The organism is Marivivens marinus, from assembly GCF_035969385.1.
Classification (GTDB): Bacteria; Pseudomonadota; Alphaproteobacteria; order Rhodobacterales; family Rhodobacteraceae; genus SELP01.
On the sequence record NZ_JAYKKJ010000007.1, the window covers coordinates 51,124 to 78,123 of the forward strand.

Sequence of the window (27,000 nt, forward strand, 5' to 3'; positions counted from 1 at the left end):
TTTCTTGTCAGGTCGCCTCGATCGGGATCAGGTCGGTGTAGATAAACCCGTCCCGCTCGACCGTTTCACCGGTTTTAACGGGGATCGGCGCGGAAAAAATAGGCCCCGCCACGACGGCGGAATGGAACTCTCCGTTCTCGCCGCAGGGGTCCACGCCCTCGGGCAGCTCGGCCAGAAAGCGTTTGTCATAGCGTCGTCCGCACAGCGCGCGCGGCATTTTCGAGGGGTCACAGGTGACGATCCGCGTGTCGAACCCATCTGCGATGATCATCCGGGCCAATTGGTCGGTGGGAATGCCCCAGACCGGGAAGACCGGCGTGATGCCGGTCGGCGCCAGTTGCTTGATCCGGTAGTCCCGCACGTCCTCAAGGAAAAGGTCGCCAAAGACCATATGGGAAACGTCCAGCGCCTTCACCTTGTCCATCGCGGCCGCCATCCGGGCCTCGTATTCGGCATTGGAACAGGGAAAGGGCAGGGGCACTTCGATCAGCGGCAGACCGGCGGCGTGGGCCTGCGCCCGAAGGAGCGCGTTGCGTGTGCCATGCATCGCGACCCTGTCAAAGGCCTCGTTCGTGGTGGACAGCATGGCGACCACCTCGATCTCGCCCTCCTGACGGACCTTGTGAAGCGCATAGGCGCAGTCCTTGCCGGAGGACCAGCCGATGACGGCGCGGGGTTTGGTCATGGGGTCCACGTCAGGAAATTGCCGATCAGGCGCAGGCCGACGGCCTGGCTTTTCTCGGGGTGGAACTGGGTGCCGATGATGGTGTCGCGGCCGACAATGGCGGTGATGTCCCCGGCATAATCCACATGGGCGATCCGCTGGGACGGGTCCGTGACCTGCATGTGCCAGCTGTGCACGAAATAAGCGTGGTCGCCGGTTTCGATGCCGTCCAGAACCGGGTGGGGCTGGTCGATCACCAGATCGTTCCAGCCCATATGCGGCACCGGCAAGGAAGGGTCCGCCGGGGTGATCTTGACGATCTCGCCGAGGATCCAGCCAAAGCCGGGGGTTTCTTCATATTCATGGCCGACGGTTGCCAGCATCTGCATGCCCACGCAGATGCCAAGGAAGGGCACCGCCCGCACCTCGACCGCCTCGCGGATCGCCTCGGCCAGACCGTCGAACCGGTGCAGCGCCGCGTGACAGGCGGGAAAGGCCCCGTCGCCGGGCAGAACGATCCGGTCGGCACGGGCCACCACATCGGCGTCCGAGGTCACGACGACCGTGCCGCCGCCCACCTCGCGCGCCATCCGTTCCAGCGCCTTTTGCGCCGAATGCAGGTTGCCGCTGTCATAATCGACAAGCGCCGTCAGGGTCATAGGGCACCCTTGGTCGACGGGATCGCATCCGCCTTGCGCGGATCGGTTTCCACGGCCATGCGCAGGGCGCGGGCGACGGATTTAAATGCGGCCTCGGCAATGTGGTGGCTGTTGAACCCGTGCAACCGGTCGATATGCAGGGTGATGCCGCCGTGGGTCGATAGCGCCTGAAAAAACTCGCGCACCAGTTCGGTGTCGAAGCTGCCGATCTTGGGCGTCGGCAGATCCAGATTGCAGATCAGGTAGGGGCGGCCCGACAGGTCCAGGGCGCACCGCACCTGCGCGTCATCCATCGCAAGGTGACATTCGCCGTAGCGGCGGATGCCCTTCTTGTCGCCAAGCGCCTTCGACAGGGCCTGCCCGATGGCAATGCCCGTGTCCTCGACCGTGTGGTGGTCGTCGATGTGCAGGTCGCCCTTGGCCCGGATCGTCATGTCGATCAGCGAATGGCGCGACAGTTGGTCCAGCATGTGGTCGAAGAACCCGACCCCGGTCTGGTTGTCATAGGTGCCGGTCCCGTCAAGGTTCAGCTCGACCGAGATCTCGGTCTCGGCGGTCTTGCGGGTGATCGTGGCGCTGCGCATGGGCCTGTCCCTCGTCGTTTCGCGTCTTTGGCAGGCTATAGGCCGAAGCGGGCGCGGGGAAAAGGGGCAGGGCGCAGACCGGGCGGCTTTCGAATTCTCTGTGCCCTTTCAGCAAGTTTTAACTGAATGCTGCGAATCCTTCAGGAAGCCGGAGCCAGAAAGGACCGTTCAAATGCACGCACTGATTTTCGATACCGACCCGACCGCGATGGTGCGGCAGGCTGCCATCCTGATGGACAAGGGGTTCAACGTGTCCTGCGCCGAAAGTCCCGCAACCGCGCGGGCCTTCCTGTCGTCGGGAACGGTGGACCTGTTGATCGCGGGGGCATCAGGCCCGGGGATGACCGACAGGCTGCGCGCGATGCTGCCCGTTTCGGGCAATGCCGACCTGTCGATCCTCGTGATCGGCGATGTGTCCGCGACCGAATTTCAATCCCTGTCGTCTGGCTTGCCCGGGTTCTACGGGATGATCGGCCGGGCATCGGGGCCGGATGTCCTCACACAGCTTGCGGTGTCTGCAGTCGACGGGATCGACCTTGAACAGGGGCACCGGCGGCGGCAGCGGTTTGTCGCGGCGGCAATGGCTGCCTTGTCCCAGCGGGCAAAGGCGACCACCGCGGCCATAGCCCCTGCTGCCCCGGCGCGGCCCGCCCGCCCGGACCCTGTCCTGCCGTCGCTTGATGATTGGGCGCCGGTCCCAGCCTCTGCCCCCGTGGTCGAAACGGGGATCATCGGGCCACTTGCGCCGCCTAACCGCGACCCGATGCCGGACCGGCGGTTGCACCTGTCCTGACCGGCGCGCCGGGGATTGCAGCGCCCGGGCCAATGGGGCAGGGTGGCGGCCAAAGAAAAGAGGCCGCCATGACCACCTGCGTATTCGTCCAGATCCGCTGCAAACCCGGCACCACCTACACGGTGGCCGATGCCATCGCGCTCAAGGAAATCCATTCAGAGCTTTATTCGACCAGCGGCGAATGGGACCTTCTGATGAAACTCTATATCCCCGCCGACGCGGACGTCGGGCATTTCATCAACGAGGCGCTGGGCGACATCCCCCAGATCGAACGCAGCATGACCACGCTGACGTTCAAGGCGTTCTGACCTTACCGATTGGGGCACCAACATCCGGTCCAGCATTGCGCCATCGGCATTTGTTGTGCCAGACTTTTCCCAAGCCAGCTGTCGATCAACTGGCCATTGGGAAAAGGACATAGGATGAAATACTTTTCAAAACTGCGCATGGCCGGTGTTGCCATCACGTTGATTGCAGGTCTTGCGACCGTGGCAGAGGCCCAGAACCGCCGGGTTTATGCCGGTGCGGAGCTGCAGGCGATCAGCTGCGCGCGACTGTTCGCGATCACCTCGCTCGATCTGGAGGCTGCGGGATACCTTTCGCGGCGTGATACCGAGGACATGGTAACCTACGCTGCCCTGATCCTTGACTACTACGTCTCTGGGACGAACGACCAAAAAATGGCCGCGATGCGCGGCTTGCAGGACCGGCATTCGATGGCCTCGACCTATTCGATGTTTGAACGCAATGCCAATTGGTGTCTGGCGACATTCCCGATCCGATAGGCCCGGACAAAAACGGCGCCCCGAAGGGCGCCGTGTTTTGGTCCGAATGGAGCGGGCGATGAGATTCGAACTCACGACCCTTACCTTGGCAAGGTAATGCTCTACCCCTGAGCTACGCCCGCGCTGCCATTCGGCGGTCCAATCTGGAGCGGGCGATGAGATTCGAACTCACGACCCTTACCTTGGCAAGGTAATGCTCTACCCCTGAGCTACGCCCGCGCCGATTGGTGCGCGTCAGATAGGAAAACCGCGCGGGACGCGCAAGAGGAAAATGCGCCCCGCCCCCTGATTTCTGATCTGACCAACTTCAGGATCACGACAATTGCGCCGCCGCCGCCCGCATGGCCGCCCGGGTCTGGTCAAGGTCGGCGTCGGTCAGGGCGAGGCAGGGATAGGTCTTGCCCGGCGACTTGAATATCCCGCCAGCCCGCAACGCATCGTTCCAGACCTTGGCCCGTCCCCCGTCCGCCGCCTGAACCGCGCGGTAGTCGCGCGGCGGCTGGTCGGTAAACACCACTTCGAACAGGGTCGGGTCGCCGACGATCTGATAGGGGATGCCGGTCGGGTCGAGCGCCTCGCGCACCATCGTCTGAACTGCCTCTCCCAGCCCGCGCAGCCGGGCGTATTGCCCGTCGCGCCGAAGAACCTCCATCGTCTTCAGCCCGGCAACCGCCGCCACCGGATTGCCCGACAGCGTGCCCAGTTGCATCAGCCAGCGGTCCGCGCCCACGGCGGGCTTGTCGAAATGGGCCATGATGTCCGCCCGCCCCGCGATCGCCGCCAAGGGGAAGCCGCCGCCGATGATCTTGCCCAGCGTGGCGATATCGGGCGTCAACCCGTAAAGGGTCTGCGCCCCGCCATAGTCAAAGCGGAACCCGGTCACCACCTCGTCGAAGATCAGGACGATGCCGTAGTTGTCCGCCTCGTCCCGCAACAGCTGCAGGAAACCGGGCAGGGGCGGGATGATCCGTTGCAGCGGTTCGACGATGATCGCCGCCACCTGATCCCCCCATTCGGCGAGGAGCGAGCGGATATAGTCGAAATCGTTGAAAGGCGCGATCAGCATCTCTGCCGCGACCGAGGTGGGGATGCCCGCGCTATCCGGCACCGCCTGCGGAAAGTTCACCCGCGCGGCGGGGGCCAGCGACATCTGCGCCTCGGCGCTCATCCCGTGGTAGCCGCCTTCGAATTTCACGATCTTGTCGCGGCCGGTGAAGGCGCGGGCCAGCCGCATGGCATACATGTCCGCCTCGCCCCCGGAGGAGACATAGCGGATCTGCTCGGCGCAGGGCACGGCGCGGCAGATCTCCTCGGCAAGGTCGATGCCCGCGGCGTTGTTGGCGAAAAAGGTCATCCCTTTCGGCAGTTGTTCGAACACCGCCTCCAGCACCTCGGGGTGGCCGTGGCCCAGAAGCATCGGGCCGGACCCGATCAGGTAATCGACATAGTCGTTTCCGTCCTCGTCCCGGACGCGGGCGCCTTGCCCGTCGCGGATGACGATGCCGGGGTCGAAATTGCCGAAACCGCCGCCGGGCAGGACGGCGCGGGCGCGGGCGGTCCAGTCGGACTGGCTGTGAATGCGGTTCATCGGGGCTACTCCAGAATCAGGTCGGGCTGGCCAAGCCGGTCGCGGTCGGGGGTGATGCCAAGGCCGGGGCAGTCCGGCGGGGCCAGCCGCCCTGCGCTGCGCACCGGCCCGTCATCGGCAATGCGCGGGGACACATAGCCCGACAGGTCGCAGACGTTCAGCACCCGGCGCGGGTCCGTCGCCGCGCCCAGATGGGACAGGGCGGCGGTGGTGATGTCCGACCCCCAAGTGTCTTCGATGCACATCTTCGGGCCAAGGTGCAGGCACAGGTCGCGCGCCGCCCGCATGGCCGACAGCCCGCCGAATTTCGACAGTTTCAGCGCCACCGCGTCCATCACCCCGGCCCGGTGCCCGTGCAGCAGGCTGGCGGTGTCATGTGCATTTTCATCCAGTTTCATCGGCAGGTTGGTGGCGGCCTTGACCCGGGCGCAATCCTCGATCGTGGCACAGGGCTGTTCCAGCATCACGTCGAACGCGGCCGCGGTCCGTCCGACCCGGATCGCATCGAGCGAGGTCGCGCCGCAGTTCCAGTCCCCGTAGACCAGCGGCCCGGCGCCCACCGCCTCGCGCACGAGCCGCAGGCGGGCCACGTCGGTTTCCCAGTTCGCGTCAGCGCCCAGTTTCACCTGAAACTGGGTGATCCCCTGCGCCTGCGCGTCGCGGGCGATGCGGGCCATTTCTTCGGGGGCGATGCAGGTGATGGAATGGTAAAGCGGCATATCCGCCGCCCGCCGCCCGCCCAGAAGCGCGAACAGCGGCAGGCCCGCCACCTTGCCGGTGATGTCCCACAGCGCGATGTCCAGCGCCGATTTGGCATAGCGGTGGCCGGGCAGCCAGTCGTTCACCTTGGCCATCAGCGCCTCCGGCCCGACCGGGTCGGCCCCAAGGATCACCGGGGCCAGTTCGATCAGGGCAGGGGCCACGCCGCGGGCATAGGCCGGCAGGTAATGGGGGATCGGGCAGACCTCTCCCCAGCCGGTCAGTCCGGCGTCCGTTTCAACCGCGATCACGGCGGTTTCAACGGTGTCGCAGGTCTTGCCATCGGCCATGTAATAGGCCTCGTGGCTGGTCAGGGGCAAGTGCCACAGGGTCAGTCGCGTGATCTTCATCGGTAGACTCCAACAGGGTCGCCAAGCGCATCCTCGTCCGGGTGAACCCCAAGGCCCGGTGCCTCGGGCAAGTGCAGGTGGCCGTCGATGTTCCGGGGGCCGCGCCCGCCCGCGATGTCCACGGTCAGCATGTCCTGACAGGCCCAGACCGCGTGGCAATTGTCATCGGGGATGGTGGCAGCAAGATGCAGCGCCTCGCAATCGGCCAGAACGGAGCCGCCGGTGGCCATGACGAACATATCGATCCCATGGGCAAGGGCGATGTCGCGCATCCGCGCCGCCTTGGTCAGCCCGCCGACGCGATTCAGTTTGATCCCGAAGACCTCTGCCAGACCGTCGCGGGCGATCCGGGCGGCGTCCTGAAGGGTGACAAGGCTTTCATCCACGCTGACCGGGGCGGAATGCAGCGGCCGGATCGCGGCGATATCGTCCAGCGTTTCGCAGGGCTGTTCGAACATGACCTGAAGGTCCTCGGTCGCCCGCATGACCCGCAGCGCCTGCTGCCGGGTCCAGCCCCGGTTCACGTCATAAAGGACGATCTCGCCGGGTTTGCGGATCGATTCCACGTCGCGGATACGGGCGATATCGCGTTCCACATCGCCCCCGATCTTGACCGAATGGGCCACGTATCCGCGCTGGCGGTAGCGGTCCATCACGGCGCGGGTTTCTTCCACGGTCTTTGCCCCGACGGACGAGGCGATGGGCCGCGGCGTGCGGCTGCCCCCGCCCATCAGGTCGGCAATCGGCAGGCCCGCCGCCTGTCCGGCGATGTCCCAGCAGGCCATGTCGATGGGCGATTTCGCATAAAGGTGGCCGGGCAGGGACAGGTCCATCACCCGCTCGACCTCCAGCACCTTGCGCGGGTCGAGGCCAAGGAGGAACGGTGCCATCGTTTCGATGCCCGCCCGGATGCCGGGGCCATGCGCGGGCACATAGGTATGCCCCCAGGGCGTGCCTTCGCCCCAACCGGTGATCCCGGCGTCGGTCTCAAGCTTCACCAGCGTGGCATCAAGGCATTCGAACTTCAGCCGCCCGCCAGACAGCCAATAGGGATGCTCCAGCGGCAGATCGACGTGGTAGACGGTGATCGCGGTGATCTTCATGGGGTCACCACGATGTTGCCGGTGTGCTGCTTGGCGATAAAGGCTGTTTGGGCTGCGTGTAGCTGCTCCAACGGATAGGTGGCGGCCAGCGCCGGGCGGATTGACCCGGATTCAATGTAGGTCACAAGGTTTTCCATCACCTCCGGGTCGATCACGGTCGATCCGGTAAAGGTCAGGTCGCGCAGGTAAAGCGTCCGCAGGTCAAGGTCTACCATCGGCCCGGCAATCGCGCCGGAACAGGTGTAGCGCCCGCCGCGTTCCAGAATGTCGATCAGGGTTGGCCAATAGGGGCCGCCGACCACATCGGCGACGACAGTGATCCGGTCGTCGCCCAGTGCAGCGCGCAGGTTGTCCGGCGCGCGGGGCAAGACCCGGTCCGCGCCAAGGGCCGCGACATCGGCGTGCTTGGGTTCAGAGGCGAGCGCGATCACCCGTGCGCCGCGCCGCTTGGCCAGCTGCACCAGCGCACCGCCCACCCCGCCAGAGGCGCCGGGCACCAGAACAGTGTCCTCTGCCGTCACTTTCGCGCGGGTCAGCATCCCTTCGGCGGTGGAATAGGAACAGGAAAACGTTGCCAGTTCCGCGTCCGACAAATCGGACTGGATGGCGATGGCATTGGTGGCCGGGATCGTCGTGTATTCGGCAAACCCGCCGTCCCGTTCCGACCCGAAATAGCCGGTCTTGTTCTTGTCGGCGGGGTCCGCCGGATCGCGCAGCCAGTTGTCTGTGATCACCCGTTCCCCGATCCGGCCCGCGTCCACCCCGTCGCCTACGGCCACGATCCGGCCGCAGACATCGGCGCCCTGAATGCGCGGGAACTGGATCGGCGATCCGCCCCAGGCCGGGTCGTCGTCGTTCAGGGCGGCAAAGGCGCCACCGGTCGTGGCCTCGGTCACGGCCTTGGAATACCAGCCGGACCGCGTGTTCACGTCGGTGTTGTTCAGCCCGCAGGCACCGACCCGGATCAGCACCTCTCCCGGGGCCGGATCGGGCCGGGGCCAGTCGTCGCGCATCACCATCTGGTCCATGTCGCCATGGCCCATCGTGACCATGGCCCGCATCGTCTTTGGAAGTGTCATTCGGCAGGCTCCACGATTGCGTCGGTTCGGGGCAGAAGGCTTTCGGGATCGTGGGCGGGGGCGCCAAGAATACGACCCTTGCGCGGCTGGCCCGCGATGATCAGGTCAACCTCTTGCCCCGGAACGTTGGCCGCGGGTTTGACATAGGCAAAGGCCAGGATCTTGCCGACCGTATGCCCATAGGCGACCGAGGCGGTGGAGCCCACGACCTTGCCGTCAATCAGCACCGGTTCGCCGCCGTGGCCGTCATGCACCCCGTCCGGGTCGATCTCCAGATAGGCGCAGACCCAGCGCAGGGACGTATCCAGCGTCTTGTCCTTGCCCAGATAGTTCTTGTCGGTCCGGGCAAAGCGCCGCACATCGGCTTCGGCCAAGGTCACCTCGTTCGTCAGTTCGCCCGCGCCCTTGAATGCCTTTTCCATTCGCAGGCTGTTCATGGCGAAACTGCCGTAGTTGGCGATGCCATGATCCACGCCCGCCGCCCAAAGCGCGTCATAGACGGCCAGCGCCCCGCCGCGCGGGATGTGCAATTCCCATCCCAATTCGCCTGCATAGGACATGCGGAACGCCCAGAGTTTTACACCCGCGACGGTGATTTCCTGCGCGGTCAGCCAGCGGAAGCCGGCGTTCGACAGGTCCGCATCGGTGCAGGCCCCCAGCACGTCGCGCGCCCGTGGCCCGTTCAGCGCGATCGCCGCCCAATCGGTGGACAGGCAGGTGATCGTCACCTCTTCACCCGCGCGGTTCTGGGCAAGGTGATCCAACAGCCGCTGTTCAAAAAAGGCCGCGCAGACAAGGTAATAGCGCCCCTCGGACAGCTTTACGACGGTGGTTTCCAACTCGATCCGGCCGGCGCGGTTCAGCATATGGGTCAGGGCGATCCCACCGGTTTTTTGTGGCAGCCGGTTGGCGACCAGCCGGTCAAGCAGGGCTTCGGCGTCGGGGCCCGAAACCTCGACCTTGGTGAAGGCCGAGATGTCCATGATGCCCACGCCGCCGCGCACCGCGCGGCATTCGGCGCCCACCACGTCATGCACCGGGGTACGGGTGAACCCGTAGTAGTCGCGCTGTTCGATCCCGTCCCGCGCAAACCAGCGGGGGCGTTCGTGGCCATAGACCTCTTCATAGACCGCGCCCTTTTCCTTCAGCCGGTCATAGAGCGGGGAGGGTTTCACCGGGCGGCCCGCCAGCCGGTTGAAGTGTGGGAAGGGAATCTCGTGGCGCAGGCAGTAATCCTCGTGCGCCTTCACCACCTGCCAGTCCTTGGTCGCGTAATTGCCAAAGCGGCGCGGGTCATAGTCCCGCATCGAGATGTCGGCGGCCCCATGCACCATCCAGCGGGCCAGCTCGCGGGTCAGGCCCGGGCCCCAGCCGATGCCGATCTGGGTGCCGCAGCAGCACCAGTAGTTCCGCACACCCGGCGCCGGGCCGATCAGCGGATTGCCGTCCGGCGGGTGCGAAATCGCGCCGTGTACCTCGCGCTGGATGCCCAGATCGGCGAAGATCGGCATCCGGTTCAGGCTTTCCTCCAGCCAGGGCATGACCCGGTCGTAGTCCGCGTCGAACAGCCAGTTTTCGTAATCCCACGGGCATTCGTCGTGCCAGACGGAATTCGGGTTTTCCTTTTCATAGATGCCGATCAGCCCGCGCTTCTGTTCCATCCGGATATAGCCCGACACCTTGCGGTCGTCGCGGATCACCGGCAGTTCGCGGTCCAGCGCGTCGAATTCCGGCACCGGTTCGGTCACGAAATAGTGGTGCGTCATCGAGGTCATGGGCAGTTGCAGCCCTGACCATTCGCCCATCTGCCGTGCATAGGTGCCGCCCGCGTTGACCACATGTTCACAGGTGATCGTGCCCTGATCCGTTTCGACCACCCATTCGCCACTGTCGGCCTGGGTGATGTTCGTGGCGCGGCAACGGCGGATGATCCTCACGCCCTTCTGGCGGGCGCCCGCGGCCATCGCCATGGTCACGTTGGTCGGGTCCACGTGGCCGTCGTCCGGGGTGTGCAGCGCGCCTAGAACCCCGTCGAGGTTATAGAAAGGGTGCAGTTCGGCGATCTTTTCCGGCCCGACCAGGTCTATGTTGAACCCAAGGCTTCGGCCCACCGACAGGGTGTGCCGTAGCCAGTCCATCTCGTCCTCGGTATAGGCCAGCCGGAAGGACCCGCAGCCGTGCCATGTGACCGGCTGCCCGGTCTCGGCCTCCAGCCCGCCAGAGTAGAGGCCGATGTTGTAGTCCACGCATTTGCCAAGGCTGTAGGAGCTGGTCGAATGGGTAATCTGCCCGGCCGCGTGCCACGTGGACCCGCTGGTCAGTTCGGCCTTTTCCAGCAGGACGGTATCCGCGCCCCAGCCTTCGTGGCCAAGGTGATAGGCAAGGCCAACCCCCATAACGCCACCGCCGACAATGACGACGCGGGCATGGGAGGGCAGGGAGGAAGAGGACATGGCGCTCGCTTTCCGATGTGAGACTCGCAATTTCTGCTCGACAGGCTAATCGGACAAATATACCATCGTCAATCATGAATGATACAAACATACCATCTGAACCGACAACTGTCCTTGATCGCCTGACCGAGGAATGGGACGCGCTGACGCCCGAGGCGCAGAAGGCCGCCCGCTACGTTCTGGAAAACCCGCAGGATGTGGGCGTGTCGACCGTGCGCGAGATTGCCGAGGCCGCGAAAGTCAAGCCCAACACGGTGGTCCGCATGGCCCGGCAGGTGGGCTTTGACGGCTACGAAGATTTCCGCGCCCCCTTCCGCGAGGCGATCCGGCGCGGCGCGGTGACCTTCGAGGATCGGGCCCGCTGGCTGCAAAGCATCGCCAAAGAGGGCGAGTTGGGCGGGCTGTTCGCCGACATGATCGGCGCGGCCATCCGCAATATCGAGGAAACCTTTTCCGCAACCTCTGCCGAGAAACTGCAAGCAGCGGCACAGGCGATCTGGGCCAGTGACAGCACCTATACGCTGGGCGTCGGGGTGAACAACGCCAACGCCCGCAACTTCACCTATCTCGCCTCGACCGGCATGGTCCGGTTTCACGCGATCCCCCGGCCGGGCAATTCGGCGGTGGATGACCTTGCCTTTGCCGGGCCAAAGGACGTGCTGATCGCCATCACCTGCAAACCCTACCGCGCCGAGGTCGTCGCCGCCGTTGAGGTGGCCCGTGAACAGGGGATGACGGTGATCGGGATTTCCGATAGCCCCGCCTCGCCCATCATCCGCGCTGCCGACCATGGGTTCGTCGTCCGCGCCGACACCCCGCAATTCTTCCCCTCTTCGGTTTCAACCATCGCGCTTCTGGAAACGCTCTTGTCCTTTGTGATCGCGGGCGCCTCGGACGAGATCGTTGGCCGGGTGGAACGGTTTCACGCCCGCCGCCACCGGCTGGGCATCTATCACGAGGACTGACATGACGGCCCCCCTCATTCATTCGCTGGACGCGCGCTACTACACCGATCCGAAGGTCTACGAATTGGAAAAGGCCGGGCTTCTCGCTCAGACCTGGCAATTCGCGGGTCACGCCAGCCAGCTGGAAAACCCGGGCGATTATTTCGCCTTCGATCTGGCGGGCGAAAGCCTGTTTTGTATCAAGGGGCGCGATGGCGAGATCCGCACCTTCTACAACGTCTGCCAGCACCGGGCGCACCAGCTTGTCGAAGGGCAGGGGACGACCCGCGTCGTTGTCTGCCCCTACCACGCCTGGACCTATGAACTGACCGGGGAACTGCGGGCCGGCCCCAACCTGAAGGCGGTCGAAGGGTTCGACCGGTCCAGGGTCTGCCTGACCGGCGTGCGGACCGAGGTTTTCCTGGGCTTCATCTTCGTGAACCTTGATCCCGATGCCAAGCCGATGGACGACTGGTTTCCCAACGTCCGCGCGGAACTGGAAGGGTTCGTGCCGAACTGGGCCGATCTGAAGCCGCTGGAATGGGTGGAAATTCCGGAAAACTGCAACTGGAAGGTCTCGGTCGAGAACTACTCGGAATGCTACCACTGCAGCCTCAATCACCCGACCTTCGCCACCGGGGTGATTAAGCCCGAAACCTATGACATCCAGCCGCAGGGCTATTGCCTGCGCCACACCACCGAATGCAATTCGCTGGAAAACATGACCTATGACATCGATTCCGGCTTTGAAAACAACGAGAAGTATTCGTCGTGGTTCCTTTGGCCGATGTTCAGTTTTCAGGTCTATCCCGGCAATCTTCTGAACACCTATCACTGGCGGGCGGTGGATGCCGATCATGTGGTCGTCTGGCGCGGCTGGTATTCGGTTGGCGGCGAAGACAATGAAACGGTCCGCCGCATGGCGGTGCAGGACCGCGCCACCACGGTCGAGGAAGACATCCGTCTGGTGGAATCGGTGCAGCGCGGGCTGAAATCGCGCGGCTATGTGCCGGGGCCGCTGGTGGTCGATCCCGGCTGCGGGGTGAATTCGGAACATTCCATCATGCATCTGCAAAAATGGATGCGCGCGGCGGTGGACGGCGCTGCCTGACGGCCTGATACCGCATTCAGGCAATCGAAGCGGGGGCGGGCGGGGTAGTCTGCCCCCGAAACACGAACAGCGGAGCCCGACAGATGGCCGACATCAAACCCTATTGGCAGAACTATATCGACGGTGCTTGGGTCGATGGCGGCGAAGGCCGGATCGACGTGACCGACCCGGCGACGGGCGAAAAACTGGCCGAGGCGGCGCTGGCCGACGCGGGCGATGTGGACCGCGCGGTGATGGCGGCTCGCCGGGTCCACCTGTCCGGCGCGCTGACCGCGATGCGCCCTATCGAACGGGGCCGCAAGGTGCAGGCGATGGGCCGCTGGATCCTCGACCGCAAGGACGAGATCGCCGAGGTGCTGACCCGCGAACAGGGCAAGCCCCTTTGGGAAGCCATGATCGAGGTCGAGGGCGCGGCGCTCTACTTCGAATATTACGGCAATCAGGCCAGCACCGTCGAAGGCCGGTCGATCCCGCTGGGCGCGGGCTATTTCGACTTTACCGACCATGAACCCTTTGGCGTGTCGGCCCAGATCATCCCGTGGAATTACCCGCTGGAAATGACCGCGCGGTCGCTGTCGGCCTCGCTGACCACGGGCAATACGGCGGTGATCAAGTCGCCTGAAATGACGCCCCTGACCAACACCTATTTCGCCCTCGCGGCCGAGGCCGTGGGGTTCCCGACAGGGACCGTGAACGTGATCTGCGGGCTGGGGCGCACGGCGGGCGCGGCGCTGGCGGGCCACCCCCATGTCAACCAGATCGTCTTTACCGGGTCGGTCCCCACCGGCATCGCCATCGCCAAGGCGGCGGCAGGCAATGTAGTGCCCTGCGTGCTGGAACTGGGCGGCAAATCGGCGGCCATCGTCCATGACGACGCCGATCTTGACGCGTTCGAGACCGACATCCGCTGGGGCATCTATTTCAACGCCGGGCAAGTCTGTTCGGCCATGTCCCGCGTGATCGTCCACGAAAGCCGCCATGCGGAACTGGTGGAACGGGCGACGGCAATCGCCAAATCGTTGTCGGTCGGGCCGGGGATCGAGCGGACTGAATTCGGTGCCAACATGGGCGCGATGGTGTCGGACGGGCAGCGCGACCGCGCCGCCGGCATGGTCCGCGATGCCGAGGGGCAGGGGGCCACGGTGGCGGCAGGTGGCCGCCCGCTGAACCGCCCCGGCGCGTTTCTGGAACCCACCGTCCTGACCGGGGTGACCCCTGATATGACCATTGCTCGTGAAGAGGTGTTTGGCCCGGTCCTGTCGGTCCTGTCCTTCCGCGATGATGCCGAGGCGATCGAGATCGCCAATTCCACCGACTACGGGCTGGTTTCAGGCGTCTTCACCCGCGACCTGGACCGCGCCACCCGGGCCGCGCGGGCGCTGCGGGCCGGGCAGGTCTTCGTGAACCAATGGTATGCGGGCGGGGTCGAAACCCCCTTTGGCGGTTACGGCAAATCGGGCTACGGTCGCGAAAAGGGGCGCGAGGCGCTTTGGAACTACGTCCAGACCAAGAACGTGGCGATCAAGCTGGGGTAAAACGATGGCCAGATTGACGGGGCGCTGCCTGTGCGGCGCGGTGCGCTGGGAAACAGACGGGCCGGTCCTTTGGGCCGGGCACTGCCATTGCGACAGTTGCCGCCGCGCGACATCGGCCCCGTTCACGTCATTCTTCGGGGTGCCCCGCGACGGGGTGGTCTGGACCGGCCAGCTGGCCGAGCATCTAACCAGCGGCGGATCGGTCCGGCGGCAGTTCTGCCCGGACTGTGGCAGCCAGATGACCTATCAATCCACCCGCTGGCCAGAGGAAACCCACCTCTACGCCGCAACGCTGGATGACCCGTCCCAGTTCGCCCCGGCCGCCCATTTCCATTTCGAGGAAAAGCTGCCCTGGCTGGTGATCGCCGACGACCTGCCGAAGTATGCCGCCACCGCCGATGGGGCGGCGCCGATCCAAGACCAATGAAGGAACCCAAGGATGAGCGCATTTGACGAAGACCTGTTCCTGAAGGGGCTAGCGCAGCGCAAGGCCACGCTTGGCGCGGAATACGTCGAAAAGAACCTTGCCGCGGCGGATGAGTTCACCCGGCCTTTCCAAGAGGCGATGACGGCCTGGTGCTGGGGCTTTGGCTGGGGCGATGACGTGATCGACCCGAAGACCCGCAGCATGATGAACCTGTCGATGATCGGCGCGCTGGGCAAGATGCACGAATGGGAATTGCACTGCCGCGGCGCGATCAACAACGGGGTCACCAAGGACGAGATCCGCGCGATCATCCATGTGATTGGCATCTACTGCGGCGTGCCGCAGGCGCTGGAGTGCTTCCGTGCGGCCCGCAAGGTGCTCGAGGCGGAAGGGCTGCTTTAGCCCTCTGCCAGCAGGTCCTGCACCACCGGGTTCGGGAACCGTCGCCGCAGGGTGATGGCGTAGAAGGTTTCGACAATGGCCGGGTGATCCCGCGCCTCGACCAACCGGCCCGAGGCGAGTTCATCTTTCACTACGATAGGCGGCACCAGCGCCAGCCCGATGTCCTCGCGGGCCAGAAGGCGCATCATCGCCATGTCGTCCACCTCGGCCACCACCTGCGGGCTGATCCCAAGGCGGCTGGCCAGCGCGTCAAAGGCCATGCGCAGGGTGCTGTCGCGGGTCGGCAGGATCACCGGCTGATCCCGCAGGAGCCGGGCCAGCGGCAGATCGGGGTTCAGACGGGCCGGGGTGCCCACAAGGCTGACCGGCTGCTCGGCCAGACGGTGCGTTTCAAACGGGGCAAGGCTGTCATCCGGGGGTTCCCGGTTCAGAAGCACAAGGTCGAAGTTCAGGGTCGCCAACCCCTCGAGCAGTTCGCTGGGGTGGCCCGACCGCAGGATCACCTCGACATCCGGGCGCGACAGGATCGGCCGCAGGAACCCGATCTGAAAGTTGCGGGATAACGTCGCCTGTGCCCCGACGCGCAGCGCCTGTCGGCTGCGCCCGCTGTCCTGCAAGGTCGCCACCAGTTCCTGCCCGGTGGCAAAAATCGCATCGGCGTGGTCCAGCGCGATGCGCCCGGCCTCTGTCAGGTGCAATTGCCGCCCGCGCCGGTCAAACAGCGCATGGCCCAGCCGGTCCTCCAACTGCTTGATCTGGGTGGACAGGGCCGATTGCGACAGGTTCAACCGCTCCGCCGTGCGGGTCAGGTTTCCATCGTGGGCGACGGCCCAGAAATAGCGCAGATGATGATAGTTCAGCGGCATACGTTCTAAATAATAGAGCGAAAGTCATCAAACAATGAATTTTTATTAAGTCATGCCAGGCCCTATCCCTCCGGCAACTCGTTTGACCGCGTGGAAGGACCCCGACCATGATTCACCTTTTCCTGCCGTTCCTTGGCCCGATCCTGTTGCTTCTGCTGGCGCTGCGTGCCCGCACCATACCCGGACGCAGACCCGGCATGCTGCCGCGACTGGCGGAATGGGTGGCACTGGCGGGTTTCGGGATCGCCGGCCTTTCGGTCGCGGCCCTTGTCGCATGGGGCGGCGGGACCTCCCTGTTGATCGGGATCTGGGGCATCGGCCTGTCGGTCCGGCTGGACGCGGTCAGCGCGTCGATGCTGACCCTCGTCAGTTTTATCGGCTGGGTCGTGCTGCGCTACTCGGCCACCTATCTGGACGGCGAGGACTGGCAAGGTGCCTTCACCGGCTGGATGGCGGCGACGCTGGCGACGGTCCTTCTGCTGGTCACCGCGGGCAACCTTGTGCAGCTGTTCCTCGCCTGGGTCGCGACCAGCGTCTTTCTGGACCGACTGCTTCTGTTCTACCCCGACCGGACCACGGCACAGCGGGCCGCCCGCAAGAAACGGGTCGTGGCCCGGGCAAGCGAAGGGCTGTTGGCACTGGCGCTGATCCTGCTGGCCTTCGCCTATCAGACAACAGACATCGCGGCCATTCTGGCGGTTGCGACGCCCAGCCTGCCGACCCTTGGCGCGGCGCTGCTGATCGGGCTGGCGGCGGTCCTCGCCTCTGCCCAGTTCCCGGCTCACGGCTGGCTGACCGAGGTGATGGAGGCGCCCACGCCGGTATCGGCCCTGCTGCACGCGGGCGTCATCAACGCCGGGGGCTTCCTGCTGATCCGCTTTGCCGATGTGATCCTCGTGGCCCCCGGGGTCATGGCGGCGTTGGTGATGCTGGGCGGGTTCACGGCGCTGTTCGGCGGACTGGTGATGCTGACGCAACCGGCGGTCAAGACCTCGCTGGCGTGGTCGACCATCGCCCAGATGGGCTTCATGATCCTGCAATGCGGGCTGGCCCTGTTCCCGCTGGCGCTGCTGCACATCGTTGCCCATTCGCTGTACAAGGCCCACGCCTTCCTCAGCGCGGGCGAGGCGGTGCGCAACGTCGCCGCCCTGCACAGGCCCGGTCCGGTTGCCGTGCCCAGCGGCCGCAATGTGGTGCAGGCCTTTGGCGTGGCCATCGCGATCTATCTCGGGATCGGTCTGCTTTTGGGCTTTGACGGGAAATCGGTGCAGGCGATTGCGCTGGGCGTGATCCTGATCTTCGGGGTGGCTTACCTGCTGGCACAGGGGCTGGCCGATGCCGCGCCAATGGCGCTGACCCGGCGGACGATCCTTTATGCCGGGGCCACGTCGCTGGGGTACTTCGCGCTGCAAAAGATTGCCAAGACGCTGACAGAGGGCGCTTTGCCCGCCGTGCCCGCGCCCGGGCCGCTGGAATGGGCACTTATCCTTCTGGCGCTGATAAGCTTTGGGGCTGTCGCTGTCGCGCAGGCGACCTTCCCCCTCTGGGCCACCCATCCGGCGGCGGCGGGGCTGCGGGTTCACCTGTCCAACGGACTTTACGCAAACACGGTATTCGACCGGCTTCTCGCGGGCTGGTCGAAGCGGTCCAACGCCTGAGACGGAGATCACACCATGTTCATGAAGCACGAAACCTATCCCGCCGAACTCCTGTCGCTGGTCGCAACCGCGAACGAGGCTGTCCGGCAAATCCCGCCGCTGTTCCCGCTGGAGGCCAGCGTCGCGGTCAACCCCTTTCTCGGTCAAGTGCAGGAACCGCTGGCGGTGACGGCGGCGCGGCTTGCGCGGGTCGCGGGCGTGCCGGTGTTCCCCGACCGGGCCATGCGCGCGGCGCAGGTGGACAGCGGCCAGATCACCGATATCGACCTGACAGAGGCCCTGGCGGCCCAACCCGCATTTGGCCCTCTGACCCTAGCCGAGGTGAAAGCTGCCCTGAATGTCACCCCCGCGGCGCCCGTTGCCCTGCCCACGGTGGCTGATCTTGCGGCAGAGGTCTCCGGGATCGACTGGCCCGGACTGATCGACGACCGGATCGGCCATTGGGCCGCCAGCCATTTCGACCGGGGGCAGGCCCTGTGGCAGCCGGGCCGCGCCGGGGGCGTCTATGCCGCGTGGCGCGCTTACGCGATGCGCGACCTGACGCCGGAAATTCAGGGGCTGGCCGGCTTTGGGGCCTTCGTCGCCGCGACCCCGGCCTCGCCCTGGCGGGCAATGGGCCGCGCGGTCGAGGGGCTAGGGATCACCCCCGCCGCGACACCCACCGCGCTGCACCGTCTGTTGATGTCTCTGGGCGGCTGGGCGCAATACGCGCGGCACCTGTTGTGGCAGGCGAAACTGGGTGGCGACACGGACCCGACGACCATCGAACTGCTGACCATCCGGCTGGTCTTTGAAGAGGCGCTGTTCCATCAGTATCGCGACCAGATCGCAGCCCGCTGGGCCGACGTCATCGCGTCCCATGAACAGCCCGTCACCCCCAGCCGGGACCAGCAGATCGACGCCATCCTGCAAGAGGCGGCGGAACGGGCCGAGCAACGGCGGTTGGCGGACACCCTTGCGGCCGCCATGCCGCGCGCGCAACCGGACCGTCCCGCACTTCAGGCCGCGTTTTGCATCGATGTCCGGTCAGAGGTCTTCCGCCGGGCGCTTGAGGCGCAGGATGCAGGCATCCAGACGATTGGCTTTGCCGGGTTCTTCGGGCTTGCCACGTTGCATCACGGGGCAGGTTCGGACGTGGGCGAGAGCCGCGGGCCGGTCCTGTTGACGCCCGGCGTGTCCTCCTCCAGTGCCGAGCCAAAGGCGACCGATCTTGACCGCCGCTACAAGGCGAGGGCGAAGCGGGCATGGGGGCGGTTCAAACTGGCCGCCGTGTCGTCCTTCGCCTTTGTCGAAGCGACCGGCCCGGTCTACGCGGGCAAGCTGTTGCGCGACACGCTGGCGTTGGGTGGCGCGGGGGGCAAACCGGACCCGATGCCGGAACTGGACCCGTCGATTGACCTGCCCACACGGGTGAAAACGGCGGCGGCGATCCTTCGGGCGATGTCGCTAACCTCGGGCTTTGCGCCGGTGGTGCTGCTGGCCGGACATGGGGCCAGCGTGACCAACAACCCGCATGAAAGCGCCCTGCATTGCGGCGCCTGTGGCGGGCACAAGGGTGACGTGAACGCGCGGCTTCTGGCCGGGCTGTTGAACGATCCGAACCTGCGCAAGGGCCTTGCCGGGGAAGGGATCGAAATCCCCGCCGATACGGTCTTCATTGGCGCCCTGCACGATACGACGACCGACGCGGTCACCCTTTTCGACGGTGACCTGCCCAAGGCGGGCCACAGGCCCGACCTTGCCCCCCTGCGGCGCTGGCTGGCGGCGGCGGGGCGTCAGGCGCGGACCGAACGGGCCGCCCGCCTGCCGCGCGCCCGTGGCGAAGGTGATGTGTTGCGCCGGGCCGCTGACTGGTCCGAAGTGCGGCCGGAATGGGGGCTGGCGGGGTGCCGGGCATTCATCGCGGCCCCGCGCGGGCGGACCGATGGCACCGGGCTGGACGGCCGGGCCTTCCTGCACAGCTACGACTGGCAACAGGACGACGAGTTTCGGGTGCTGGAACTGATCCTGACCGCGCCTGTTGTCGTGGCCAGCTGGATCAGCCTGCAATACTACGGATCGACCGTTGCGCCGCAGGCGTTCGGCGGCGGCAACAAGCTGTTGCACAACGTGGTCGGCGGGATCGGCGTGCTCGAGGGCAACGGCGGCGCGCCGCGCCCGGGCCTGCCGTGGCAATCGGTGCATGATGGCGAGGGGTTCCAGCACGACCCGCTGCGTCTGTCGGTGGTGGTCGAAGCCCCGCGCGAGGCCATCAGCGCGATCCTGACCCGCAATCCGCAGGTTCGGGCGCTGTTCGACAACGGCTGGCTGCATCTTCTGACGATGGGGGACGACGGGCGGCCGGACTGGCGCTATGTCCCCGGCGGGTCTTGGGCACCTATGCCGGACCGGGACGACGCCCGGCCCGCGATGGCAGCGGAATAAACCAAAAAGGGCCGGTCAAACCGGCCCTTTTCTCATCTGCAAGACCTGTCAGCCCAGCTGATCCTTGACCAGCGGCCCGACCTTGCCGAAATCCATCTGCCCGGTATAGCGGGCCTTCAACGCGCCCATGACCTTGCCCATGTCGCGGATGCTGGTGGCGTCAACCTCGGCAATTGCGTCTGCCACGGCTTTGGTCACCTCGTCCTCGGACAGCTGCCGGGGCAGGAATTCCTCGATCACGCGGACTTCGGCCAGTTCCTTCTCCGCCAGTTCCAGCCGGCCGCCTTCTTCATAGGCGCGGGCCGATTCCTGGCGCTGCTTCACCATCTTGCCAAGGATGCCAAGGATCATGTCGTCGCCGACCTCGCCCTCGTCGCCGTCGCCACGGGCGGCAATCTCGCGGTCCTTGATCGCGGCGTTGATCAGCCGCAGGGTCGAAAGCCGTTCGGTGTCCTTGGCCTTCATCGCCTCTTTCAGGGCGTCGCTGACCCGCTGTCGCATTTCCATCGTTTCGGTTCCCGATTGTCCCATCCGTTTGCGCAAACGCAGGCCGTTCCTTTATCCTGACGGGGCAGGGGTTACAACCTTTCGAAGCGACAGGCTGTCGCAACGGCACGACCTTGCCGCAAAGGGGCTTTGGCCCCTTGACCCCCCCGCCGCCAGACCTTAGGACCGCAACAATTTGCGCAAATGGGAGTCGTGTGATGCCGGATCGGAACCAGAAGAAACCGACTGCCTGCCTCGCCCTTGCCGATGGCACCGTATTCTACGGCAAAGGATTTGGTGCGACCGGGCAGGCCGAGGCGGAATTGTGCTTTAACACCGCCATGACCGGGTATCAGGAGATCATGACCGACCCGTCATATGCCGGGCAGATCGTGACCTTTACCTTCCCGCACATCGGCAACACCGGCGTGAACGTCGAAGACGATGAAACCGCCGAACCGGTTGCTGCCGGTATGGTGGTGAAATGGGACCCGACCGAGCCATCGAACTGGCGCGCGACCGAAAACCTGACCGCATGGCTGACCGCCAAGGGCCGGATCGGCATCGGTGGCATCGACACCCGCCGCCTGACCCGCGCGATCCGCCAGCAGGGCGCGCCGCATGTGGCGCTGGCCCATGATCCCGAAGGCAATTTCGATGTCGAGGCGCTGGTCGCCGCCGCGCGCGGGTTCAAGGGGCTGGTCGGGCTGGACCTAGCCAAGGACGTGACCTGCGCCCAATCCTACCACTGGAACGAAATGCGCTGGGCCTGGCCCGAGGGCTACAAGCCGCAGGAGGCCCCGCGGCATAAGGTTGTCGCTCTGGACTATGGCGCAAAGCGCAACATCCTGCGTTGCCTTGCCAGCGCGGGCTGCGACGTGACCGTCCTTCCGGCAACGGCCACCTCGGAAGAGGTGCTGGCCCACAATCCCGATGGGGTGTTCCTGTCGAACGGCCCCGGCGACCCGGCGGCGACCGGCACCTATGCCGTGCCGATGATTCAGGACATCCTGAACAAGACCGACCTGCCGGTCTTCGGCATCTGCCTTGGGCACCAGATGCTGGCGCTGGCGCTGGGTGCCAAGACGATCAAGATGAACCACGGCCATCACGGGGCGAACCATCCGGTGAAAGACCACGAAACCGGTAAGGTCGAGATCACTTCGATGAACCACGGGTTCGCGGTGGACAGCCAGACCCTTCCCGACGGCGTGCGCGAAACCCATACCTCGCTGTTCGACGGGTCGAACTGCGGAATCCGCATGACCGACCGGCCGGTATTCAGCGTGCAGCACCACCCCGAAGCCAGCCCCGGCCCGCAGGACAGCTTCTACCTGTTCGAACGGTTCGCCGAGGCGATGGAGGCCCGGAAGGGCTGACAACAGGTAGGCGAACAGGGTAGGATGGGCCTATGGATCATCCGCTGATTGACCTGATCACCGCCCGCATCCGCGCGGCAGAGGCCGAGGGCCAGTTCGACAACCTGCCCGGCGCGGGCAAACCGCTGCCGCCCTGTGATGATCCGGAAAACGCGCTGATCAACCGGCTGATGAAGGAAAACGGCGCGACGCCCGAATTCGTCAACCTGTCGCGCGAACTTCAGCGCCTGCGCGAGGAATTGCGCGATACCGGCGACCGAACCCGCCGACAGGACATCATGAAAGAAATGTCGATGATGGAAGCGAAAATCGCGATCGCGCGTCAGGCCTGGCGGAAGTAGTCAGGGTCCGCAGCGCCGCCGCGGACCCAATCACAAAAGCTAGTGCGCCGGTTTGATGAAGGTGCCGTTGCGCAGGTCGCGCATCGCCTGCCGCAGTTCGTCTTGCGTGTTCATCACGATCGGTCCGTGCCAAGCCACGGGTTCCTCGATCGGCGCGCCCGAGATCAGCAGGAACCGGATGCCCTCTGGCCCGGCCTGCACCGTGACTTCCTCGCCCGTGCCAAAGCGGACCAGCGTGCGGTTGCCCGACAGGTCGCGGATGTTGACCTCTTCGCCCATCACCTCTTTTTCCAGCAGGACGCCGAAGGGGTCAGACGCATCGGCGAACTTGCCCGATCCGTTGAAGACATAGGCGAAGGCCCGGCGGTAGGTGTCGATCTTGAACGTCTTCTTCACCCCGGCGGGGACAAAGATATCAAGGTATTGCGGGTCGGCGGCGATTCCGTCGACCGGGCCAGACTTGCCCCAGAAACTGCCGACGATCACCTTCACCCGCGTGCCGTCATCGTCGATGATTTCGGGAATGTCCTTGCCCTTCACGTCCTGATAGCGCGGCGCGGTCATCTTCAGCGACGAGGGCAGGTTCGCCCAAAGCTGGAACCCGTGCATCTGGCCCGCGATGTTCCCCTTCGGCATCTCCTGATGCAGGATGCCCGACCCGGCGGTCATCCACTGCACATCGCCCGCGCCCAGCGTGCCCTCGTTGCCAAGGCTGTCGCCGTGTTCGACGGTGCCCTGCAGGACATAGGTGATCGTTTCGATCCCCCGGTGCGGGTGCCATGGGAAGCCGCGCAGGAAATCCTCGGGCCGGTCATTGCGGAAATCATCGAACAGCAGGAAGGGGTCCAGCTCGGTCGGGTCCTGAAACCCGAAGGCGCGGTGCAGCTTGACGCCTGCGCCCTCCATCGTGGGCATGGCCTTGCGCAGTTCGACTGTGGGACGAATGGACATGGTGTGTCTCCTTTCACGCTCAAAGGTAGGGCGCGGCGGCCGGGTCGGCAATCTGGCGGGCTGTGTGCAGGCGCATGGTGCCCCTGCGCAAATGATAGAAGCACTGGCAATGGTCCCGAAGCGCGGGTAGGGGTGGGGCGACATTTCCACCAACAAAGGTGCCCGCCCATGTTCCATCCAGACGACAGCGGAGTCTACGCCCGTGCCGCCGCCTCACCCGGCCGCCGGTGGCTGGGGGTGGGGATGCAATACCTGCTGGGGCTGCTCGTGCTCTATGTTCTCCTCATGCAGCCGCCCGCGCCGGTCTGGGCGGTGCTGATGGCGGCCGTCGGGATCGGGGCACTTGTACTTGCCGAGCGGATGCGGCGGGCCACCACCCGTGGGCTGGAACTGCGGGCCGAGACGCTTTGCGACGATACCGGACAGGTCATTGCCCGGATCGAGGATGTCGTCGCGGTCGAACGGGGGGTCTTTGCCTTCAAACCGTCCAACGGTTTCGTGCTGGTGATGAAGGAAAAGGGCGGCCGTGCATGGGCGCCTGGCCTGTGGTGGCGCGCCGGACGGCGGGTTGGTATCGGCGGGGTGCTGCCGCAGACCGAAACCAAGTTCATGGCCGAGGTGATCGCGACCTGGATCGCGCAACGCGGCTAACCCCGCGTCAGCAGGTTGCCGTCGTATAGTTGCCGTCGTTTTCGCTGTTCCAGCACAGCTGTTCGGGCGTAAAGCGCGGGCGTGTGAAAACCATGTTTTCAAAGGTGAACGCTTCCAACCCGATCGAGAAGATCGGCTCGTAGACGATCCAGTTCTGGTAGAGGATCAGGATCTCGTTGTCTGGCATCACAGGAAGCTGGTCGCGCATTGCTTCGACCATCGGAGTGTTCAGACGACCGGCACCGCCACGTTGCTGCGACCAGACGACATTGTATTTGTCCTGATCCGCGTCATAGCGAATGATCGTGACCCGGATTTTCGTGTTATGGTTCGACGTCGTCAGGCCTTCGTGCAGCCGGTAGAGCGAGGTCAGGTATTCCGGCGTGATGTATCCGGTTTCGCGGCTCAGCGCGTCTGAGATCGTATAGGCGGCCTTCACATTGTTGGACTGCGACCGGAACGCATCGAAATAAACGAACGTCGCCAGCACGGACCAAAACAGCAGCGGAAAGACAAGGATCGCCTCGACCGCGATGGATCCTTCATCGTCGCGCCGGAATCGGCGCAGGTATGACCGGACCTTTCCCAGCATCTTATAGCGGCTCCATCACGAAGGCGCTAAGCGAGATCAGCGCATATTGGTCGCCGGACTGACGCGGGATGTGATAGCCGATCCCGGTCGTGGGAAAGATCGGGCTGAACAGCGAGCAGGCCCGCAGGATCATCAGCTGGTTCTGCTGCCCGTTTTCAAAGTTGCGCACCGGCGCGAAGGGACGGTCGACATCAACACAGTCCGCGCGGCGGGCAAAGTTGGTCCAGTCACGGGGGTCCAGCACGATCATTTCCAGTTTCAGGCTGTCCATGCAATTCGGGATGATCCCGGCACCATTGCAGATCATGCGTTTGATCTGTTCGTGGTTCGCGTTCACCGCCGTGTTCAGTCGGATTTCGCGGATGGTCATGTCCAGTGCCCGTTCCAGCATCGCGTGTCTGGTCATCATCAGCCCCAATTCGAAGGCCGAGACGAACAGGATCATGAAGGCCGGGAAGACCAGCACGAATTCGACCGAAGCCGTGCCATCTTCGTTGCGCCGGAAGGCCCGGAACATATTTAGGAAACGCCGGATCATTGTGTCAGCTTCAGTTGGCGGATGTCGGTCGCGATGGCAGAGAAGGCTTCGGAAATGTCGGTTCCGGAGGCCAGGAAGAAGTGGTTTGGCGTGCTGGCGCAATCGGCCAGGGTCGCCTGCCCGTGCGACGGGGCCTCGAAAGCGACGGTATAGATCACGACCCCTGCCTGACGCGCCGCCGAGCAGATTTCGGACAACCGGTCGTCCGCCGTGGACCCGCCCACGATCGCCTCGAGCGCGTAGTCGGTCGAGATATACGAGCTGTAGTTCAGCCAGCCGCGCTGGTAGGGTTCATAGAGAAGTTCGTTGTTGACCCGGCTGTAGACCCAGGTGGCAAAGACATCCTGCCAGCTCAGATGACGGACCCGGTTGGAATAGTCGATGCCATGCCCCGGTACCGCGGTCCCGTTGGATTGCGACTGATAGTCCGAATACCCCTGCGGGTAGTCGTAGACCGGAGGATTGTAAGAGCTGTAATACCCCTGATCCAGCCAATAGAACCGGTCGTCGCTGCGCGTTGTGGTATGGGCGCCCTGGACCTGGATCGAAAACCGGTCCTCTGGGACATCGCCGATCTGCTGGCTGTCGTATTCCTTGTGAATCCAGATGATGGACAGGTCTTCCTTGAACTCTTCCTTCAGGTCGTATTCGGTCGTGTTCTGTCCGTCGGTCATCAGGACCATGATCTTCAGCACGTCGCTGGTTGCCGGGTCCAGAGGCCGGTCAGATACCAGGGTTCCAGAGCCGACGACGCCTTCGACAACGTTCTGCATACCCGGATCAAGCATCGCCGTGGCCCATTTTGCGCCAAGATCGATAGCGGTATTCCCGAAGGGCTGCAGGTTATTGATCGCGGTGTGCAGGTCGGATTCGCTGGTGGAATGCACCATCATCTCGTTTTCGCTGCCGGGGAAGCACCACGGCCGCGTGATCGGCGTCGCGTAGTAGTTCGTGCTGGCGCCATAGTCGAAATGCCCAAGCCGTTCATAGGTGCGCGACTGGTCGAAGGTGATGGAGTTGAATTCGCTGTCAGGGAAGATCAAGCACGCGGAATGATCGTGAGTGTTCGTCACGTTCAGCTGTGCCGCCACATCCGCACCGGGGTTCACGACCGCCGAATATGCGATCATCGAAACGCTGACGAGCCCGTCCGGCGCCGCGCCATTGTTGTCCAGAACCGTGGTGACGAATTCACGCGCTGCCGGCTTGAGGTTGTTGAACCGGTTGTTTGACAGCATCGAAGACGACACGTCCAGAACCAGCGACACCTCGACGTTGCTGACCCGCTCCTCGGCGGTGCCCGCGGCCGGGGCCGACAGGACGGGTGTCACCGGCGTATAGGGGTTTGTATTGTTCGTGACCGCATTCAAGATGCCGCCGAAAAGCATCGGGGTGTCCACATGCGCAGTGGCCGAAACAGTGCGATAGTTCAGACCCTCGTCCACGATGATGTCCGCCGGGTCGATGGCGAAGGCCATGTTGGATTTTGCGAAATAGTCCAACACGACCTCGCGGGCCGGCAGGGGTTGATCAAGGTCAGCAGCCGCCAGAAGCGCCCGGTCCAGTGTCCCCTGCAGCTTGGTGCGGTTCGTTTCAAATCGCATCAGGTCCACGGCAAGCCCAGCCGCGGCCAGCATCAGGACAAAGATCATCAGTGCGAAGATGATGATCCCCCCGTCTTCGGATTTTCGGAAGCTGTGGAGACGTGACAGATCCGCCAAGCGAATCCTGCCGGAGGTGATAGGGCGACGTTCACACATTGTTAACCAGTCCTCGATGACGGTCCGAACTGCAGGCAGACTCGGGCCTTTGGAGATGCTTGTCGCAAACTCTCGTGGCAAGAATTGGGCGAAGAAGGGCGAAAGAAGGGCATTTCGG

At 64.6% G+C, this 27,000-nt stretch carries 27 protein-coding genes and 2 tRNA genes; 13 read left to right on the forward strand and 16 right to left on the reverse strand.

Annotated features, from left to right (window positions below):
- Positions 1-7 precede the first annotated feature (7 nt).
- The 3 genes from U3648_RS11890 to hisB are packed head-to-tail and all read right to left on the reverse strand — an operon-like array spanning position 8 to position 1,907.
- On the reverse strand, positions 8-685 hold the full coding sequence (locus tag U3648_RS11890) for a Dph6-related ATP pyrophosphatase (protein WP_420859452.1): 678 nt from the start codon (positions 683-685) through the stop codon (positions 8-10).
- Positions 682-1,323, reverse strand: a complete 642-nt coding sequence (gene hisH / locus U3648_RS11895) for an imidazole glycerol phosphate synthase subunit HisH (protein WP_420859453.1) — start codon at positions 1,321-1,323, stop codon at positions 682-684. Before hisH ends, U3648_RS11890 begins: the two co-directional genes overlap by 4 nt.
- Positions 1,320-1,907, reverse strand: a complete 588-nt coding sequence (hisB, locus tag U3648_RS11900) for an imidazoleglycerol-phosphate dehydratase HisB (RefSeq protein ID WP_129679711.1) — start codon at positions 1,905-1,907, stop codon at positions 1,320-1,322. Before hisB ends, hisH begins: the two co-directional genes overlap by 4 nt.
- A 172-nt stretch (positions 1,908-2,079) precedes the next feature.
- Here hisB and U3648_RS11905 point away from each other — a divergent pair, with 172 nt between their 5' ends.
- From U3648_RS11905 to U3648_RS11915, 3 genes are all read left to right on the forward strand, one after another.
- Positions 2,080-2,700 (forward strand): hypothetical protein, encoded by a 621-nt coding sequence (locus U3648_RS11905; protein ID WP_420859454.1) that lies wholly within the window; start codon positions 2,080-2,082, stop codon positions 2,698-2,700.
- Between the two features lie 68 nt (positions 2,701-2,768).
- On the forward strand, positions 2,769-3,008 hold the full coding sequence (locus U3648_RS11910; RefSeq protein WP_129679715.1) for an Lrp/AsnC ligand binding domain-containing protein: 240 nt from the start codon (positions 2,769-2,771) through the stop codon (positions 3,006-3,008).
- Positions 3,009-3,122: 114 nt separating this feature from the next.
- The gene (locus U3648_RS11915; protein ID WP_420859455.1) at positions 3,123-3,485 is read left to right on the forward strand and encodes a hypothetical protein; all 363 of its coding nucleotides are present in this window, start codon (positions 3,123-3,125) and stop codon (positions 3,483-3,485) included.
- Positions 3,486-3,532: 47 nt separating this feature from the next.
- Here U3648_RS11915 and U3648_RS11920 read toward each other — a convergent pair.
- The 7 genes from U3648_RS11920 to U3648_RS11950 form a co-directional block, all read right to left on the reverse strand.
- Positions 3,533-3,607, reverse strand: a tRNA-Gly gene (locus U3648_RS11920).
- Positions 3,608-3,629: 22 nt separating this feature from the next.
- A tRNA-Gly gene (locus tag U3648_RS11925) sits at positions 3,630-3,704 on the reverse strand.
- A 94-nt stretch (positions 3,705-3,798) separates the two neighbouring features.
- Complete coding sequence (locus U3648_RS11930; protein ID WP_420859456.1) at positions 3,799-5,073, reverse strand: aspartate aminotransferase family protein; 1,275 nt, start codon at positions 5,071-5,073, stop codon at positions 3,799-3,801.
- A 5-nt stretch (positions 5,074-5,078) separates the two neighbouring features.
- Positions 5,079-6,182 (reverse strand): mandelate racemase/muconate lactonizing enzyme family protein, encoded by a 1,104-nt coding sequence (locus U3648_RS11935; protein WP_420859457.1) that lies wholly within the window; start codon positions 6,180-6,182, stop codon positions 5,079-5,081.
- On the reverse strand, positions 6,179-7,285 hold the full coding sequence (locus U3648_RS11940) for a mandelate racemase/muconate lactonizing enzyme family protein (protein ID WP_420859458.1): 1,107 nt from the start codon (positions 7,283-7,285) through the stop codon (positions 6,179-6,181). The genes U3648_RS11935 and U3648_RS11940 overlap by 4 nt, the downstream gene beginning before the upstream one ends.
- Positions 7,282-8,364, reverse strand: coding sequence for an alcohol dehydrogenase family protein (locus U3648_RS11945; RefSeq protein WP_420859459.1), 1,083 nt, complete (start codon positions 8,362-8,364; stop codon positions 7,282-7,284). The genes U3648_RS11940 and U3648_RS11945 overlap by 4 nt, the downstream gene beginning before the upstream one ends.
- The gene (locus tag U3648_RS11950; protein WP_420859460.1) at positions 8,361-10,817 is read right to left on the reverse strand and encodes an FAD-dependent oxidoreductase; all 2,457 of its coding nucleotides are present in this window, start codon (positions 10,815-10,817) and stop codon (positions 8,361-8,363) included. The genes U3648_RS11945 and U3648_RS11950 overlap by 4 nt, the downstream gene beginning before the upstream one ends.
- Positions 10,818-10,891: 74 nt before the next feature.
- Between U3648_RS11950 and U3648_RS11955 the strand changes: the two genes are divergently transcribed.
- The 5 genes from U3648_RS11955 to U3648_RS11975 all read left to right on the forward strand — a co-directional run bounded on the left by U3648_RS11955 (position 10,892) and on the right by U3648_RS11975 (position 15,236).
- Positions 10,892-11,782 carry a MurR/RpiR family transcriptional regulator gene (locus U3648_RS11955; protein WP_420859461.1) on the forward strand — a complete coding sequence of 297 codons (891 nt, stop codon included), beginning with the start codon at positions 10,892-10,894 and terminating at the stop codon, positions 11,780-11,782.
- Position 11,783: 1 nt separating this feature from the next.
- Entirely contained in the window at positions 11,784-12,872 is a 1,089-nt protein-coding gene (locus tag U3648_RS11960) for an aromatic ring-hydroxylating oxygenase subunit alpha (RefSeq protein WP_420859462.1), read from the forward strand.
- An 83-nt stretch (positions 12,873-12,955) separates the two neighbouring features.
- Entirely contained in the window at positions 12,956-14,407 is a 1,452-nt protein-coding gene (locus U3648_RS11965) for an aldehyde dehydrogenase family protein (RefSeq protein WP_420859463.1), read from the forward strand.
- A gap of 4 nt (positions 14,408-14,411) precedes the next feature.
- Entirely contained in the window at positions 14,412-14,834 is a 423-nt protein-coding gene (locus U3648_RS11970) for a GFA family protein (RefSeq protein WP_420859464.1), read from the forward strand.
- A 12-nt stretch (positions 14,835-14,846) separates the two neighbouring features.
- Positions 14,847-15,236, forward strand: a complete 390-nt coding sequence (locus tag U3648_RS11975) for a carboxymuconolactone decarboxylase family protein (protein ID WP_420859465.1) — start codon at positions 14,847-14,849, stop codon at positions 15,234-15,236.
- On the opposite strand, the gene U3648_RS11980 is transcribed toward U3648_RS11975, so the two are convergent.
- Positions 15,233-16,102 carry a LysR family transcriptional regulator gene (locus U3648_RS11980; RefSeq protein WP_420859466.1) on the reverse strand — a complete coding sequence of 290 codons (870 nt, stop codon included), beginning with the start codon at positions 16,100-16,102 and terminating at the stop codon, positions 15,233-15,235. The genes U3648_RS11975 and U3648_RS11980 overlap by 4 nt on opposite strands.
- Positions 16,103-16,209: 107 nt before the next feature.
- Between U3648_RS11980 and U3648_RS11985 the strand changes: the two genes are divergently transcribed.
- Together U3648_RS11985 and U3648_RS11990 are read left to right on the forward strand one after the other, a co-directional pair.
- Positions 16,210-17,760 carry a proton-conducting transporter transmembrane domain-containing protein gene (locus U3648_RS11985; RefSeq protein ID WP_420859467.1) on the forward strand — a complete coding sequence of 517 codons (1,551 nt, stop codon included), beginning with the start codon at positions 16,210-16,212 and terminating at the stop codon, positions 17,758-17,760.
- 15 nt (positions 17,761-17,775) lie between these two features.
- Positions 17,776-20,184 (forward strand): YbcC family protein, encoded by a 2,409-nt coding sequence (locus U3648_RS11990; protein WP_420859468.1) that lies wholly within the window; start codon positions 17,776-17,778, stop codon positions 20,182-20,184.
- A 48-nt stretch (positions 20,185-20,232) separates the two neighbouring features.
- On the opposite strand, the gene U3648_RS11995 is transcribed toward U3648_RS11990, so the two are convergent.
- Positions 20,233-20,691 carry a GatB/YqeY domain-containing protein gene (locus tag U3648_RS11995; protein WP_420859469.1) on the reverse strand — a complete coding sequence of 153 codons (459 nt, stop codon included), beginning with the start codon at positions 20,689-20,691 and terminating at the stop codon, positions 20,233-20,235.
- Between the two features lie 197 nt (positions 20,692-20,888).
- Here U3648_RS11995 and carA point away from each other — a divergent pair, with 197 nt between their 5' ends.
- Both carA and U3648_RS12005 read left to right on the forward strand, forming a co-directional pair.
- Complete coding sequence (carA, locus tag U3648_RS12000; RefSeq protein ID WP_420859470.1) at positions 20,889-22,049, forward strand: glutamine-hydrolyzing carbamoyl-phosphate synthase small subunit; 1,161 nt, start codon at positions 20,889-20,891, stop codon at positions 22,047-22,049.
- A gap of 32 nt (positions 22,050-22,081) precedes the next feature.
- Positions 22,082-22,390 carry a DnaJ family domain-containing protein gene (locus tag U3648_RS12005; RefSeq protein ID WP_420859471.1) on the forward strand — a complete coding sequence of 103 codons (309 nt, stop codon included), beginning with the start codon at positions 22,082-22,084 and terminating at the stop codon, positions 22,388-22,390.
- A gap of 39 nt (positions 22,391-22,429) precedes the next feature.
- On the opposite strand, the gene U3648_RS12010 is transcribed toward U3648_RS12005, so the two are convergent.
- Positions 22,430-23,341, reverse strand: a complete 912-nt coding sequence (locus U3648_RS12010) for a pirin family protein (RefSeq protein WP_420859472.1) — start codon at positions 23,339-23,341, stop codon at positions 22,430-22,432.
- Between the two features lie 168 nt (positions 23,342-23,509).
- Here U3648_RS12010 and U3648_RS12015 point away from each other — a divergent pair, with 168 nt between their 5' ends.
- Entirely contained in the window at positions 23,510-23,992 is a 483-nt protein-coding gene (locus U3648_RS12015; protein ID WP_420859473.1) for a hypothetical protein, read from the forward strand.
- A gap of 7 nt (positions 23,993-23,999) precedes the next feature.
- Here U3648_RS12015 and U3648_RS12020 read toward each other — a convergent pair whose 3' ends face one another.
- Genes U3648_RS12020 through U3648_RS12030 form a run of 3 tightly spaced genes read right to left on the reverse strand, consistent with a single transcriptional unit; the run spans position 24,000 to position 26,843 of the window.
- Positions 24,000-24,584 carry a TadE/TadG family type IV pilus assembly protein gene (locus U3648_RS12020; protein ID WP_420859474.1) on the reverse strand — a complete coding sequence of 195 codons (585 nt, stop codon included), beginning with the start codon at positions 24,582-24,584 and terminating at the stop codon, positions 24,000-24,002.
- Position 24,585: 1 nt separating this feature from the next.
- Positions 24,586-25,101 (reverse strand): TadE/TadG family type IV pilus assembly protein, encoded by a 516-nt coding sequence (locus tag U3648_RS12025; RefSeq protein ID WP_420859476.1) that lies wholly within the window; start codon positions 25,099-25,101, stop codon positions 24,586-24,588.
- A 17-nt stretch (positions 25,102-25,118) separates the two neighbouring features.
- Positions 25,119-26,843, reverse strand: coding sequence for a pilus assembly protein TadG-related protein (locus U3648_RS12030; protein ID WP_420859477.1), 1,725 nt, complete (start codon positions 26,841-26,843; stop codon positions 25,119-25,121).
- Positions 26,844-27,000: the final 157 nt, after the last annotated feature.